Origin of the sequence: Coprobacter fastidiosus, assembly GCF_030296935.1 — a bacterium.
In the GTDB taxonomy this organism is placed as follows: Bacteria; Bacteroidota; Bacteroidia; order Bacteroidales; family Coprobacteraceae; genus Coprobacter; species Coprobacter fastidiosus.
In genome coordinates this window covers 1,963,406-1,978,811 of record NZ_AP028032.1, presented here as the reverse complement: position 1 = coordinate 1,978,811, position 15,406 = coordinate 1,963,406, and the positions used below count along the sequence as shown (strand labels likewise).

16 protein-coding genes and 2 tRNA genes are annotated in these 15,406 nt (G+C 38.9%); 7 read left to right on the top strand and 11 right to left on the bottom strand.

Features of this window, described 5'->3' with window-relative positions; translation table 11 throughout:
* Positions 1 to 2: 2 nt before the first annotated feature.
* From QUE35_RS07835 to prmC, 11 genes are all read right to left on the bottom strand, one after another.
* A complete protein-coding gene (locus tag QUE35_RS07835; RefSeq protein WP_022603044.1) occupies positions 3 to 734 on the bottom strand; it encodes an inorganic diphosphatase in 732 nt (243 codons plus the stop codon).
* Between the two features lie 184 nt (positions 735 to 918).
* Entirely contained in the window at positions 919 to 1,398 is a 480-nt protein-coding gene (locus QUE35_RS07830) for a DUF456 domain-containing protein (protein WP_009318068.1), read from the bottom strand.
* 178 nt (positions 1,399 to 1,576) lie between these two features.
* Positions 1,577 to 1,660, bottom strand: a tRNA-Leu gene (locus QUE35_RS07825).
* A gap of 4 nt (positions 1,661 to 1,664) precedes the next feature.
* A tRNA-Gly gene (locus QUE35_RS07820) sits at positions 1,665 to 1,740 on the bottom strand.
* 144 nt (positions 1,741 to 1,884) lie between these two features.
* A complete protein-coding gene (locus tag QUE35_RS07815; protein ID WP_009318067.1) occupies positions 1,885 to 2,367 on the bottom strand; it encodes a Rieske (2Fe-2S) protein in 483 nt (160 codons plus the stop codon).
* Positions 2,368 to 2,465: 98 nt separating this feature from the next.
* Positions 2,466 to 3,809, bottom strand: coding sequence for an argininosuccinate lyase (argH, locus tag QUE35_RS07810; RefSeq protein ID WP_009318066.1), 1,344 nt, complete (start codon positions 3,807 to 3,809; stop codon positions 2,466 to 2,468).
* An 11-nt stretch (positions 3,810 to 3,820) separates the two neighbouring features.
* Positions 3,821 to 4,234 (bottom strand): polyketide cyclase, encoded by a 414-nt coding sequence (locus tag QUE35_RS07805; protein WP_031258952.1) that lies wholly within the window; start codon positions 4,232 to 4,234, stop codon positions 3,821 to 3,823.
* 7 nt (positions 4,235 to 4,241) lie between these two features.
* The gene (gene pyrE / locus QUE35_RS07800) at positions 4,242 to 4,880 is read right to left on the bottom strand and encodes an orotate phosphoribosyltransferase (RefSeq protein WP_022391262.1); all 639 of its coding nucleotides are present in this window, start codon (positions 4,878 to 4,880) and stop codon (positions 4,242 to 4,244) included.
* A gap of 97 nt (positions 4,881 to 4,977) precedes the next feature.
* Positions 4,978 to 5,526, bottom strand: a complete 549-nt coding sequence (locus QUE35_RS07795; protein ID WP_022603049.1) for a ComF family protein — start codon at positions 5,524 to 5,526, stop codon at positions 4,978 to 4,980.
* 149 nt (positions 5,527 to 5,675) lie between these two features.
* Positions 5,676 to 6,143 (bottom strand): regulatory protein RecX, encoded by a 468-nt coding sequence (locus tag QUE35_RS07790; protein ID WP_022391263.1) that lies wholly within the window; start codon positions 6,141 to 6,143, stop codon positions 5,676 to 5,678.
* Positions 6,144 to 6,243: 100 nt separating this feature from the next.
* Entirely contained in the window at positions 6,244 to 7,092 is an 849-nt protein-coding gene (gene prmC / locus QUE35_RS07785) for a peptide chain release factor N(5)-glutamine methyltransferase (protein WP_022391264.1), read from the bottom strand.
* A 42-nt stretch (positions 7,093 to 7,134) separates the two neighbouring features.
* On the opposite strand from prmC, the gene ribD reads away from it, so the two are divergent.
* The 7 genes from ribD to QUE35_RS07750 all read left to right on the top strand — a co-directional run bounded on the left by ribD (position 7,135) and on the right by QUE35_RS07750 (position 15,382).
* Positions 7,135 to 8,184 (top strand): bifunctional diaminohydroxyphosphoribosylaminopyrimidine deaminase/5-amino-6-(5-phosphoribosylamino)uracil reductase RibD, encoded by a 1,050-nt coding sequence (ribD, locus tag QUE35_RS07780; protein ID WP_022391265.1) that lies wholly within the window; start codon positions 7,135 to 7,137, stop codon positions 8,182 to 8,184.
* 192 nt (positions 8,185 to 8,376) lie between these two features.
* Positions 8,377 to 9,993 (top strand): DUF6242 domain-containing protein, encoded by a 1,617-nt coding sequence (locus QUE35_RS07775; protein WP_022391266.1) that lies wholly within the window; start codon positions 8,377 to 8,379, stop codon positions 9,991 to 9,993.
* A gap of 89 nt (positions 9,994 to 10,082) precedes the next feature.
* Positions 10,083 to 10,754, top strand: a complete 672-nt coding sequence (gene porG, locus QUE35_RS07770; RefSeq protein WP_022391267.1) for a type IX secretion system protein PorG — start codon at positions 10,083 to 10,085, stop codon at positions 10,752 to 10,754.
* Positions 10,755 to 10,775: 21 nt separating this feature from the next.
* On the top strand, positions 10,776 to 11,513 hold the full coding sequence (gene uppS, locus QUE35_RS07765) for an undecaprenyl pyrophosphate synthase (RefSeq protein ID WP_022603051.1): 738 nt from the start codon (positions 10,776 to 10,778) through the stop codon (positions 11,511 to 11,513).
* On the top strand, positions 11,510 to 14,182 hold the full coding sequence (locus QUE35_RS07760) for a BamA/OMP85 family outer membrane protein (protein WP_432416281.1): 2,673 nt from the start codon (positions 11,510 to 11,512) through the stop codon (positions 14,180 to 14,182). Before uppS ends, QUE35_RS07760 begins: the two co-directional genes overlap by 4 nt.
* Positions 14,183 to 14,292: 110 nt before the next feature.
* Positions 14,293 to 14,808 carry an OmpH/Skp family outer membrane protein gene (locus QUE35_RS07755; RefSeq protein ID WP_022391269.1) on the top strand — a complete coding sequence of 172 codons (516 nt, stop codon included), beginning with the start codon at positions 14,293 to 14,295 and terminating at the stop codon, positions 14,806 to 14,808.
* Positions 14,809 to 14,869: 61 nt separating this feature from the next.
* Complete coding sequence (locus tag QUE35_RS07750; RefSeq protein ID WP_022391270.1) at positions 14,870 to 15,382, top strand: OmpH/Skp family outer membrane protein; 513 nt, start codon at positions 14,870 to 14,872, stop codon at positions 15,380 to 15,382.
* Positions 15,383 to 15,406 lie beyond the last annotated feature (24 nt).

Below are 15,406 nucleotides of genomic sequence, written 5' to 3'. Positions count from 1 at the left end.
ACTTATTGTTTTAGTGTAGTATATATTTCTTCGAACCGATCAGCTAAAGTTTGCATATCCGAAACAAGCATGTTTGCTCCGGCAGATAGAAGAACTTCGTCATCTAATGGTCCGGTATTTACTCCGATCGTAAAGATCCCTGCGGCAACTCCGGCTTCTACACCTAATGGGGCGTTTTCGATGACAATTGCCTGATTCGGCTTTGCTTTGGCTTTTTGCAATCCTATTAAATATGGTTCGGGATGAGGTTTTCCATATTTGACGTCAAAAGCGGTTACCATTGTTTCCGGGGTAAAGATTCCGGGGTATTCGTGGTCTAATTTATCAAGAAGTGATGTTTGTCCTGATCCGGTTACCAAAACCGGAGTTAATCCGGCTGCTTTTATCTTTTTTAGAAATTCGGCCGCTCCCGGCATGGCTTCGGCTTTTGGTTGGCGGTTAAAACTTTCGGTTTTCTTTGCATAGATTTCGTGGATCTCTTTTTCGGTAGCCGGCCGGTTGAATGCTCGTTGGAATAGTAGGTTGATTGTCGAAGCACCGGTTCTACCTTCATATAAATAAAATTCACGGGGTGTAGAATCTATGCCTAAAGCCGAAATCGTTTCATACCACGCATTCGCGTGATTTTTCATCGAATCATACAAAACACCGTCCATATCGATAAGTACGGCTTTCAGATCGATTTTGTCATATCCATGCTTATCTAAAAAAGTCTGTATTTCCGGATTCGTCATCTTGTCTTTTTTTTAGTTTTGCAAAAATACAAAGTATTTGTTACTTATAGTTGCAAAATTTACTTTTGAATGAAAAACTTTATTTGAGTAGGGAAAATTTGAAGATATGAGTCACCGTAACTCGGAATATAGATTTTTAGTGGCATAACTTCTTGAGGATATCGGTCGAATTGGTGTGATATTTTTAGGCATTAATAAGACTTGTTATGAATGTGTATGTAAAGTAAAGGCATACGATAAATTTTAATGCAGTTCCCAGTAAGAATCCGACTAAAGACCCCAACCCTGATTTTATAGCATGAGAAAGTTCTTTTTGCCCTAATAATTCGCCGATAACAGCCCCAAAGAAAGGACCGGCTATTATTCCCCAAGGTAAAAAGAAGAGCCCGACGATCGTTCCGATTAGGCAACCTCGGTTTCCCCATTTACTTCCACCGCTATATTTGCTGCCCAGCATCGGGATGAAATAATCTAAGACCAATGTGATGATGACGATAAGCAACCAAATCAGCAATTGTGTGCCGGAATATTGTACTTTGTCGGTGAAGTGTAAGAAAAGAATGCCTAAATAGGCAACTGGCGGTCCCGGAAGAACCGGAAGAAAACATCCGGCTATTCCTGTAATGAGGCAAATTATTCCTAAAATAATCAATATGGTATCCATATTTTATTTTTTGACTTATAAGGTTGTAAATATATTCTTTTTTGTACAAAATAAGTGTGTTTTCGGTAAATAAAAATTGAATATAAGTAATAGGTGAAAGGCGTAAATATCGGTGTGTTTTTTATAGAGTATTGTAAAAAAAACGAAAAGGCGACAAACTTTGATTTGTCGCCTTTCGTACCCGGAGCGGGACTTGAACCCGCACAGCTGCAATAGCCAAAGGATTTTAAGTCCTTCGTGTCTACCATTCCACCATCCGGGCGGCCTGGAGCGAAAAACGGGACTCGAACCCGCGACCCTAACCTTGGCAAGGTTATGCTCTACCAACTGAGCTATTTTCGCATTTGCGACTGCAAATATAGAATTGTTTTTTGTTTTTACAAAAGATTTATAGTCGAAAAGCAGGATAAACTTAAAAAAATATGATTTTATAAGTTTATAGAGATGTGATTTTATATTAATATTTAGCCTGTTAATGTTTGATTTTTAGTTTGTTATATAGTATAACCCGTTTGCTATGCCGACTTGATAACTTCGTAACATATATTTATGTTCTCGAGCTGTTCCGCTTAAAGGCGAACCTGTCCCTTCAAAAACATCGAATGTCGATTTGCATTGTGGGCAATAAGCGTGATATGTCTCTTCATCTATATCGATTCTGACAGAGGGGTCTCGTTCTACTGGACATGTCAGGTCGTATGCATATAATTGATTAGAATACCCGCAAACCAGTAATACTCCTCCATAGCCTGTTGCAGAAGATACATTATAAAACTCTTTGTTGGGAATTTTGTTAAGAATGAATTTCTGATAGTCGGGAAACGCATGTACACCGTATTGACTCCATAAAGCAGAGCTCCTGAACTCGATTCTTACAGTCGTTACCGGAATACGGTATTCATCATTTTTATCGCATCCGGAGAAAAGAATAATTAGAAATAGATATAATATGAATGGATATTTGAACATTGCAGGCATTTAATATATAAAACGCAGAGATATTCTTTTTTGGTATATCTCTGCGTGTGAAGAATTTATTTTTTTCTTTAAAAATCTTTGATCTTTTGTCAAGATTTCCCTAAAAGAGCAGCTTCAGCCGTTTCGATTTTATTAAAATCAAATCCGTCTATAACTTGCTGTTTTAGTAAAGATATGCGGTCGTTGCAGAGATTACCGATACTGCCTTCATGTGTATGTTGCACATGTTTGTCGGGTTCAAATGTTCCGGCTTCGATGCTCAATCCGACCTGTTTGTAAGCATCCCGGAACGGAACTCCTGAAAGGGTCAGACGATTGACTTCTTCGACGCTGAATATCAATTTGTATTTATCATCGTCCAGAATATGGGTGTTTACGGTCATATGGCTCATCATTTCCGTTACCATGCGCAGGCACTCCTTTAATTCATCAAAGGCCGGTAAAAATACTTCTTTAATGATTTGCAGGTCTCTGAAATATCCTGATGGAAGATTGTTGGAGATTAATGTAATTTGATACGGCAGAGCTTGTATTTTATTACATTTGGCACGAGTCAATTCAAATACGTCCGGATTTTTCTTGTGTGGCATGATGCTTGATCCTGTAGTATATTCATCCGGAAGTTTGATGAATCCGAAATTTTGGGAGTTAAATAAACAGGCATCAAAGGCCAATTTAGATAATGTTGCAGCGATTGACCCCATTGCCGATGCAACGATCCGTTCGGTTTTTCCTCGTCCCATTTGAGCATATACAACGTTATAATCCATAGAATCAAACCCTAAAAGTCGGGTAGTCATTGTTCTATTCAAAGGGAATGATGAACCGTATCCGGCAGCAGATCCTAACGGGTTTCTGTTGCAGATGCGATAAGCCGCCTGCATAACAGTCAGGTCATCGACGAGACTTTCTGCATAGGCTCCGAACCAAAGTCCGAAAGAAGAAGGCATGGCGACTTGCAAATGCGTGTATCCGGGCATTAGGATATTTTTATATGTATCGCTTTGTCGGATTAGTGCATTTATTAAGTTGTCGGAAAGCTCGACAAGAGTTTTTATCTCACTCCGAATAAATAGTTTTAGATCTACCAGCACTTGATCATTTCGAGAGCGCCCGCTGTGTATCTTCTTCCCTATGTCCCCTAATTTGCGGGTGAGCATCAGTTCTACTTGCGAATGAACGTCTTCAATACCGTCTTCGATAATAAACTCGCCCTTTTCAGCTATGGTGTAGATGTTCCGAAGTTCTCCGGTCAGAATATCCAGCTCGTTTTTTGTCAATAATCCGATACTTTCGAGCATAGTAATGTGGGCAATAGAGCCCAATATGTCGTACGGGGCCAAATAGAGATCCATTTCTCTGTCTTTCCCTACTGTAAATCGGTCTATATCCGCATTTACCTGAACATTCTTTTCCCAGAGTTTCTGTGCCATGAAAATTTTTTTTATTCGTAAGTAATTGTCGTCAACATATCCGCCAGTTTTTCGATACCGTCTTGTAACGGTTTCGAAACCATTCCTTTGATAAGCATATTCAGTTCAGCCCGGCATGTGATTTTGATTTTTGTCTCTTGATCGGTTACGGGTAATAATTGTATCCATAAAAAGAGTGGTACCGGAGATTTTTCCGTTTCAAACTTGATCGTTTTGTAAGGTTCTCGTTCGATAATTCTTAGTCCGAGAGAGCCGACCGGATTTATCGAGAATGAACAACTGTTCGTGTCACAGGAGAAGTCCTGTATTTTATCGACAGGCAGGCGGTCTTTAATTTTTTCCAGATTTTTTAGATCGGATATCGTGTTAAAGATGATCTCTATATTTGCAGGAATAATTTTTATACTACTTTCGAATTGTGTCATTTGCCGTTTATTTATCTTGATTCCATTTAGCGGGGTCACGTCTCCATTCTTGTAAAGTAGCAAGATCTTCTTCTTCGATATATTTGGTTTCCAAAGCTACTTCCAATACTGCATCGTAATTGCTGAGGGTGGTCAGTTTTACATTTGCCGCTTTAAATCGTTCTTCTGCAATCGGGAAACGATAGGTGAAAATTGCTGCCATACCTATAACCTCGCAACCTGCATTACGTATGGCTTCTACAGCTTTGAGGCTGCTTCCGCCGGTAGAGATCAAATCTTCGATGACCACGACCCGTTGTCCCGGAATCAAATTTCCTTCGATCAGATTTTCAAGTCCGTGATCCTTGGGCGTAGAACGCACATATACATAGGGTAGTCCTAATTCGTCAGCGACCAAAGCTCCTTGAGCGATTGCCCCTGTCGCTACTCCAGCAATAGCATCGACATTTTCATATTTTTCCATAATCAGGCGACACAATTCAATTTTGATAAAAGAACGGAGTGCCGGATAAGATAAGGTCTTGCGATTATCTGTATAAATCGGTGATTTCCATCCGGAGGCCCATGTGAAAGAGTTGGATGGCTGGAGTTTTACTGCGCTGATTTTTAGCAATTTCTCAGCGACTAATCTCTCTAAACTTTTCATATTGTTATTGGTTCTATGTTGTAACTCTTTTATTGTAAATGCAAAGGTACAAAAAACAGAACGAAAGAAAATTTTCTGCAATGATTTTTTCAGGGTCTTATTTGTTGTTTTGTTGAGTGATGGCTAAGGTTAAAAGAGAAATTTTACAATTTCCGGATTTCAATAATGCTTCAGCGCATGCCAATAGAGTAGCTCCGGTAGTTACGACATCATCAACCAGTAGAATATGCTTGTCTTTTATTTTTGACGTTTCTTGAACATAGAATGCCGAATGAGTGTTTAGCCAACGTTCATAGAGCGATTTATGGGTTTGACTTTCGTTTTTTTTTCTTCGACATAATAAATGAGGACACACCTCTTTCCCGATAACATCGGCAATGCCTTTGGCGACCCATTCGCTTTGATTATATCCTCTGGCACGCTCTCTGCTGTGATGTAACGGAACGGGAGCGATAATGTCTATATCTTGAAGCTTCCCTTCTTTGAGCAATTCCGAAGCGAAAAGACTCCCCAGATATTTCCCGCAGCGTTTTTCTCCTTTATATTTTATGTTATGTATTAGTCGTCTGTAGTCTCCGTGTTGGGTAAAATAGAAGAATGCGTATGCATCCTGTATGTCGATTTTCCCTCTGAACAATTGTTCCATTGGATGGGATTCTTTTTTGTGAAAATCGGTTCGGGGTATATTGTGAATGCAATGAAGACATAGAAATTCTTCGTGAGTTAGCAGCATTCTTCCACATACTCGACAGGTGCGAGGATAAAATAGATCTATTATATTCCCGATCTGTTTTTTCATAGTTTCATGGATTGAATGACCGATTGTATAATATCCGGTTCGAATCCTTTAGAAGCGGCAAATCGGAATAGTTTTGCGTGCAGGTCGTATTTATCGGCCGCTTTTGTGTTTTTTTGTTTGTTTTCCAGAATTTGCAAAAGAGTATCCCGATACTGCTCTTCATTTATGTTATAAAGAGCTTCATCGATTAATGTCTCCGGGATTTTTTTTTGACGTAAAGCGTATGCGATTTTAGTTTTTCCCCATTTATTGAATCTGAATTTGTCGTTTGTAAATCCTTTTGCATAACGGGCTTCATCGATAAAGCGCTGTTTTATCAGATATTCTATGATTTTAGAGGCTTCGGAGTCTTCGATTCCCCATTTTTTTAGTTTCTCGGATATATCGTAACAGCATTGTTCTCCTGAAGAACAATATGCTGCAGCCTTGTGCAGAGCTTCTTGAGGTGATAAGGACTTAGGCATAGCGTATATAATGAAAGTTATTCGGTCAATTGGTGTTATACAAAGAAAAAAGAAAGATCGACAGATGAGAAAGAAAAATGGAAACTTTTACTGATTGAGGCTATCCGTCGTTTTTTGCAGAAATAAACCGGTTTTTCCCTGAAATATCTTTATAGATATGAACATCTGTGTAGCCATACTCTTCTACCATTTTTTGCGTTTCTTTGCCGAATAAAGCATTGATTTCGAAATAAAGTCTCTTTCCGGGTTTAAGGATGCTTTTTCCTGCTTCTGCTATTTTTCGGTAAAAAAGTAACGGATCGGAATCTTCTACAAATAAGGCGAGGTGCGGTTCATAATCCAAAACATTTCTATCCATTTCTTTCTTCTCTCTTTCGCAGATGTACGGGGGATTACTTACGATCAGATCATATTGCCGGGAGATTTCCGAGGTGTTAAGATTTAAAATGTCTTTTTGTAAAAAAAATGCTTCAATACTGTTTTGTCGGGCATTCTGAGTTGCTATGTTCAGTGCTTCGACAGAAATATCCCAGCCTTCTACTCGGGATTCAGGTAAGAATTTTGCCAGAGCTAATGCTATGCATCCGCTTCCTGTACCGATGTCGAGAATGTTTCCTTTCAGCTTTTCATTTTCTTTTAAGATAAGTTCGACCAATTCTTCCGTTTCGGGGCGAGGAATCAGTACTCCGGGAGCTACGTTGATATTTATTCCGTAAAATTTTGTATGTCCGAGAATATATTGGATCGGCTCGTTTTGTTTCAACCGTTGTAATATAGTTTCGATCTCCTGGTGTTTACTTGCCGATAAAATGCTATTTTTGTGCAAGAGTATATCTGTAAGAGAATATTGGCATACTTCTTCGAGAATGATGCGGGTCAATGCCTTGATTTCTCCGGTAGGATATATATCCTGTAAACAATTTTGGATACGTCGAATACTTTGTTTCATGTGCGGCTTGCTGCTTTGTGTACAAAGATAAGAAAAAATAGTATGAAATATTCGCATGAGGATCATTGCCGCTATATGCGCCGTTGTTTACAATTGGCGGCATTAGGTCGCGGTCACGTATCGCCTAACCCTATGGTGGGGGCTGTGGTCGTGCATAAAGGGAAGATTATCGGAGAAGGGTATCATCGCAGGTGCGGAGAAGCACATGCCGAAGTCAATGCCATTCGTTCGGTCAAAAATGAAGAGTTGCTTAGAGAATCTACGATCTATGTTTCGCTCGAACCTTGTTCTCATTATGGGAAAACACCCCCGTGCTGCAAACTGATTATCGAAAAGCAAATACCTCGGGTCGTCATGGCCTGTTTCGATCCTTTTCCTGAAGTTTCCGGGCGAGGAGTCCGAATGCTGCGTGAGGCCGGAGTTGAGGTAATTACGGGGATACTGGAAGAGGAGGCTATCCGTTTGAATAGCCATTTTATGACAGTTCAAAAATTTCATCGTCCGTATATCCTTTTAAAGTGGGCGCAGAGTTCCGATGGATTTATCGATCGGATGCGATCTTGTAGTGAGTCGCCCGTTTTATTTTCCAATGCTGTCACTTTAACATCTGTGCATCGGTTAAGAGCTGAATATGATGCAATTTTGGTCGGGACGCGTACGGCATTATATGATGATCCTTCTTTAACGGTACGTTATTGGAGCGGTAAGAATCCGTTACGTTTGGTTATAGACCGGAGGTTAGAGCTTCCTGAAAATTTAAGATTGTTTTCTGATGGAAATCCGACATTAGTCATTACGGAAAAAATACATGAACCGAGCGGTAATATCGAGTATCTGACAGTCGATTTTACAAAGCCGATAATTCCGACACTGTTGCAGGAACTATTTCGTCGGAAAATAAGCAGCTTGCTTGTAGAAGGAGGTGCGGTTCTGTTACAAAGTTTTATCGATTCGGATTGTTGGGATGAGATCCGGATAGAAGAGACTCCGTTTGAATTGAAAAACGGAGTCTGTGCACCGGTCGTAACTCGTGTTCCCGATCGATTTTTTTATTCCGGAGGACATTTGATTTCAAAAATACATCGTCGATAGAAATGTCGGATAAATAGAGTTATTTGGCATGTATATCGAAAAACAGGATAGTTTTTCATCGGTTTTATTAATTTTGAAACTTGGCAAAATTAGAAATGTTTTTGCAACTATAATTTATGGTAATTTGTAGATTGCTATTTTGTTGAAAAAAATCGTGGTTTACTATAAATTGTTATAATTATATGCAATACTGTGGCTAAAGCGAAAAATGTTTCTAATTTTGCAGCTTTAATAGCTATTAATGTAAAATATTTCAGCATGAAAGTGTCTAAAATACTTTTTTCTCTTTTATCCGTATTTTTTATATTGTTTATTAGTTGCAATGATGCGGAAGATGAAGATGTGCCGTTGTATTCCTCTTATTCGAACACTATGGTAAAATCTTTTTATCTGTCCGATGATACGACTTCTATTGTCGATAATTTATCTAAGCGCTTTTTTACGATCGATCTTGTATCCGGAAATATTTACAATGCAGATTCTTTACCTTACGGGACGGACATTTCCCATTTGGTCGCAAATATGGAATTTTCATCTCCTTCAAAAGTTGAAATATATATAAAAGGTAAAGATGATTCGGGAAATGACAAGACTACGACGATTAACTATTTAGAATCGCCTTCCGATTCCATTGATTTCTCAGGAGGAAGAGGTTCGGTGACCATGACCGTTGTTGCAGCGGACGGGACGACTCAGCGGGATTATGTGATCGATGTGCGGGTACATCAGGTAAAAGCCGACTCTTTAATTTGGGAGAATTTGTCGGGTAGCGGGCTGCCTGCATCGGATGCTGTTGCTCAGAAGACCTTGATGAAAGACGGAAGTGTTTATTGTTTTACTGAAAATGAGTCGGGAGAATATTCTTTGTTTAAAACGGCTACTCCGGGACAAGGAAACTGGCAAAAAGGTACGATTTCAGGAATATCCGATTTAGATATAAATTCTATTATCGTTTCTCCCGAAGGCTTTTTTGCACTGGTCGGGACATCGGACTCAAAGACATTAGTCTCTTCTTCTGATGGTGTTAGTTGGAGTCCAGTAGCAGGTTCTTCTGCATTTTACAGTTTGATAGGAATGTACGAGAGTACCTTATTGGGAATAGTTAAAGACGGAAGCGCATATAAGTATGCTTCTTATCCTCAACAAGGTGAATTGACTGCTGTTCCGGCAGACTTTCCGGTTTCTGGTTTTAGCAATACGGTCTCTTATAAAAGTGATTGGGGAACGTCCCAGATCGTTTTTGTCGGCGGGCGATTAAGTGACGGGCATTCTTTTTCCAATTCGGTATGGGGATTTGACGGAGAAAATTGGGTTTCGTTGAATAATGTAAACGGAGGGGCTGGTGGAGCTCCGATCACGCCGAGAGAAGGAGCTATGTTTTTTACATATTATACATATAAATATCATTCGTCTCTTGACTATTATACAGAATTATTGACATACTTTATTATAGGAGGATCGGACGGAACAAAGGTGTTGAATGATATTTATACTACGACAGATTTGGGAGGTTTTTGGACGAAAGCAGAAGACGGATCTTCCTTGTCTTTACCGAAAGATATTAAAGGCAGAGCCTTTGCATCGGCTGTCGTGTGTGAAGAAAGTCTTGATATCCGATCATCTCAAATGTCTTGGAATCTTTTGGAGAGTCCTGTTATTCCTACAGGTATGCGGCGATATACAAAAGCTTTGACGACCGAGCCTGTGCCTTTTATATATATGTTTGGTGGAGTGGATGAAAACGGAGATTTGTATGATGAGGTGTGGCGGGGAGTAATCACACGGCTTACTTTTGAGCCTATACCTTAAATAAATAAAGGTGAAAAATGAATTCTTGAAATAATTTTAATCAAATTGTAGCGTTTTTATTATTAGGTTGCATTTTTAAATGACATCACATGAAGAAGCTCTTTTTGATTATCATTATATCGATAGCTTCTATATCGGTAGTCCGAAGTCAGGATTTTAAGTATGAGATCGGTGCGGGCGCAGGTATAGGGTTTTATATGGGGGATATTAATCCTTCAAAAATATTTCGAAAGCCGGGAGCGGTTTTCGGAGCGGTATTTCGAAGAAACCTGAATTATCGCTGGGCTATAAAATGTGATTTGGCAACGTCTGGTATCAAAGGTGATACAAGAGGAATGTCCAATGTTTTTCCCGGAAGAGCTGATTATATATTTAAGCGACAGTTAATCGATATGGGAGCTCAAGCCGAATTTAATTTTTTCCATTATGGATGGGGTTATTCTTATTTAGGAACGAAGCGATTTTCCCCGTATTTGTTAGTCGGGGTTGGAATTACGGCAGTTCCTAAGAAAGGTGACGGATATTTTAGTTTGAATATCCCTATCGGGGTAGGACTGAAGTATAAATTAGCTGAGCGATGGAATATCGGTTTTGAGTTTTCTATGAGGAAATCTTTAGGGGATAAGCTTGACGGAAAAGTGTTGGACGATCCTTATAAAATTCAAAGTTCCGCGTTTAAGAATACCGATTGGTATTCTTTTACATGGTTTACAATAACTTATGATTTCGGACGTAAAAAGACTATTTGCAATAACTTATAATAAAAATAATGAGATCGACTTATGTCGTATTTAGAGAAAATAGATAAAACACGTTTGCCTCAACATATTGCTATCATAATGGATGGTAATGGTCGTTGGGCGAAAGAGCGGAATATGGAACGTACTTACGGTCATAAATATGGTGTAGATGCCGTGCGTACCGTTACAGAAGCTGCTGTTGAAATAGGTGTCAAGTATCTTACATTATATACTTTTTCAACGGAAAACTGGTCACGTCCGGATGAGGAAATAACGGCTTTAATGGCTCTTATGGTAATGGCTATTGAGAGAGAAACTCCGGATTTGATGAAGAATAACGTTCGTTTGAATGCTATCGGAGATTTGTCGCGTATGCCGGATGAAGTTAAGGCTCGATTAGATAATTGTATAGCGCAAACCTCTGTTAATACCGGGCTTACATTGATATTGGCATTAAGTTATTCTTCCCGGTGGGAAATCACGGATACTACAAAACGCATTGCTACAGATATTATTTCAGGGCAGCTTGCAATAAGTGATATTGATGAATCTTTGATCAGTTCTCGTTTGACGACTGCTGCTTTTCCTGATCCGGATTTATTGATTCGTACCGGAGGTGAATTGCGGATCAGTAATTTTTTAATGTGGCAGCTTTCCTATGCCGAACTTTATTTTACGGAAGAATATTGGCCTGATTTCGGCAAAGAGAGTCTGTATAAAGCTATCTGCGATTATCAGTCGCGCGAACGACGGTTCGGAAAAATAAGTGAACAGCTATGAGAACGATATTAGAAATTTTACAACGCAATATGCTCAAACACCCATTATTACTGCTCGTATTCCTTTTATTTGCAACCGGATCTATGTTTGCACAGGATGGGGCGACAGTTAAAAACGATACGATTTATAATCCCGAAGTTTTATATTCGGCGACTCCTAAAAAATATGAAATTGCAGGAATATCGGTTTCCGGAGTAAAGAATAATTATGAAGATTATGTTTTGATCGGTTTCTCAGGATTGTCGGTAGGGGAAACGATCGAAATACCCGGAGACGCTATTACGACTGCCGTAAAACGTTTTTGGAGGCAAGGGCTGTTTTCTGATGTCGCTATTTCTGTAACTAAGATATATGGTTCTCAGGTATGGTTGAATATCGATTTGAAACAACGTCCCCGTATTTCTCAAATCAATTATAATGGAATAAAAAAGTCGGAGCGGGAAGATTTGGAATTGAAGCTTGGATTGGTAAAAGGTAATCAAATCACTCCGAACATCGTAGACCGGGCTAAGATGTTGATAAAAAAGCATTTTGAAGAAAAAGGCTTTAAAAATGCAGAGGTACAGATTTTGCAAAAAGATGACCTTTCTCATGAAAATCAAGTTATCGTCGATATTAATATCGATAAAAAAGAAAAGGTTAAGGTTCATAAAATATATATAGACGGAAATACTGTCCTTTCAGATAATAAGTTACAACGTGTAATGAAGAAAACCAATGAGAAAGGGAAATTGATTAATCTGTTCCGTACCAAAAAATTTGTAAAAGAAAAATTTGCGGAAGACCTTAATTTGATTATTGATAAATATAATGAATTGGGTTATAGGGACGCTGTTATCGTAAGTGATAGTGTTGCCCCTTATAATGATAAGACTGTAGATGTATTCATTAAGGTAGATGAAGGCCGAAAATATTATTTGAGGGATATCCGTTGGGTGGGGAATACCCTTTATCCTTCTGAATACTTGAGTGCATTGCTTCGAATGAAACCGGGAGATGTATATAATCAAAAGCTCTTGAGGCAACGGACTATGGAAGATGAAGATGCAGTTGCCAATCTGTATATGAATAACGGTTATCTTTTCTTCCAACTCGATCCTATCGAAGTAAATGTCGAAAATGATTCCATAGACTTGGAATTGCGTATGTACGAAGGACAGCAAGCTCGTATCAACAAAATCATCATTCAAGGTAATGACCGGCTGTATGAGCATGTCGTTCGTCGGGAATTAAGAACTAAACCCGGAGAACTTTTCAATAAATCCGATCTGATGCGTTCTGCTCGTGAAATTGCCCAGATGGGACACTTCGATCCGGAAACAATGGATATTCGTCCCGAACCTGATCCTGAGAACGGAACTGTAGATTTGGTGTATGCTTTACAATCGAAGGCTAATGACCAAATAGAATTTTCTGCCGGTTGGGGACAGACCGGAATAATCGGTAAATTGAGTTTGAAGTTTACTAATTTCTCTGTAAAGAATTTCTTGAAGCCGAAGTCTTATAAAGGAATTATTCCTCAAGGAGAGGGACAAACCTTGACAATCAGTGCTCAGACTAATGCCCGTTACTATCAATCTTACAGTTTGTCATTTATGGATCCTTGGTTTGGTGGAAAACGGCCTAACTCATTCAGTTTTTCGGTTTATTATAGCCGTCAAACTGATATAAGTACCAGTTATTGGAATAATAACTATATCGATCCGTATGGTTATGGGTATAACAGTTATTATGGCTATAATAATTATTATGGTGACAATTACGATTATAGTTATGCATACGACCCCAGTAAATCTTTACAGATGTTCGGTGTTGCTGTAGGGTTCGGGAAACGATTGAATTGGCCGGATGACTATTTTACGCTTTCTGCAGAATTGGGGTATCAGTTGTATAAATTGAAAGATTGGGAATATCTTTATTTTATGCAGAACGGTACGTCCCACAGTATTACCTTGAATTTGACATTGGCTCGAAATTCTATCGATAATCCGATATATACTCGTCGGGGGTCTCAATTCTCACTGTCATTGCAGCTTACGCCTCCATACTCACTTTTCAATAACGTCGATTATAGTAAACTCGATCCTTCCAATAATAAAAAAGATCGGGAAACGATGTATAAGTGGATCGAATATCATAAATGGAAATTTAAAGCAAAAACATTTACTCCGCTTACTTCGGCGGAGAGCCAGCATACTCTTGTATTGATGACTCGTGCCGAAGTGGGAATCTTAGGCTCTTATAATAGACATAAGCGTTCGCCGTTCGAGACTTTCTATGTGGGAGGAGACGGAATGTCGGGATATAGCTATAATTATGCGACCGAAACTATTGCGCTTCGCGGATATGAAAACGGATCATTGACTCCCTATGGGTATGAGGGGTATGCATATACACGTTTGGGAGTGGAACTTCATTTCCCGGTTATATTGCAACCATCGTCTACTATTTATGCTTTGGCATTTGCCGAAGCCGGGAATGCTTGGACTGAAGTGAGGGATTTCAATCCATTTAAATTGAAACGTTCTGCAGGTGTGGGAGTCCGTATATTTTTACCGATGATCGGAATGATGGGGCTCGATTGGGCATACGGATTCGATAAACCTTTTACCGGAGTACAAAAAGTCGGAGGCAGTCAATTACACTTTATCCTCGGGCAAGAATTCTAAGGAATGTTATTTGCTGTGGGTAAAGCGGAACAAAGAGAATGAAAGAAATGTTTTTAGGAGAAGGAGGCTCTTTCTGCCGATTCTGTTTTTAACCTTTAAAATAATTGAGTATGAAACGGATTATTTTTATTTTAGCATTAGTTGCCGCTTTTGCATTCGAGAGCAAGGCTCAGAAGTTTGCATTGATAGATATGGAATATATCTTGAAGAATATACCTTCGTATGAAATGGCGAACGAACAACTGAAACAAGTTTCTCAACGGTGGGAAAAAGAGATAACGACTCAGGCGCAAAAAGTAGAGAGTATGTATAAAGAGTATCAATCTAACTCCGTCTTTTTGTCAGATGATCAAAAGAAAAAGAAAGAAGAAGAAATTGTTGCTGAAGACAAAAAAACTCAAGATCTTCGTCGCAAATATTTCGGGCCAGAAGGGGAGTTGTTTAAGAAGAGAGAAAGTCTTATGAAACCGATACAGGATGATATCTATAATGCCGTAAAGCAAATTTCGGAGACAAAAGGATATCAGATGGTAATGGATCGGGCATCTTCTGCGAATATTATATTTGCCTCTCCTCGCATTGATATAAGCAATGAAGTCCTTGCAAAATTAGGATATTCGAAATAAATATGTATTTTTGTGTCCTGTTAATAGTTCTCGATTATTAAAAAATAAAAAATTGAATTATATGTTTAAGAAACTTTTGATTATTGTATTGTTTGCATTGCCTTTTTGTGCATTTGCTCAGACTCCGCAATTTAAATTCGGAACTGTAAATACTATGGAAATTTTTTCTGCTATGCCCGAACGGGAAGCTGCACAGAAAGAATATGACGCTCTTGCTAAAAAGTATGAAGATGAATTCCTTAAAATGCAGGAAGAATTCGGCAAAAAGTATAAAGAATTGATGGCGACACAAGATTCGATCTCTATTCCGGAAAATATCAAAGCTCGTCGTCAACAAGAATTGGCTGAATTGAACCAAAGAATTCAGAATTTCCAAGAGGTAGTTCAAAATGATTTAGCCAAGCAGCAACAGCAATTGCTCGCTCCGGTAGAGAAAAAAATGAGAGATGCTATTAAAGCGGTGGGAGACGAATATAAGTTTACCTATTTGTTCGACCTTAACGCTGTGTTGTTTGCCGGAGCTAGTAGTGAAGATGCTACTCCGCTGGTAAAGGCAAAATTGGGATTAAAATAATAATTTTCAATACATAATCAGAGA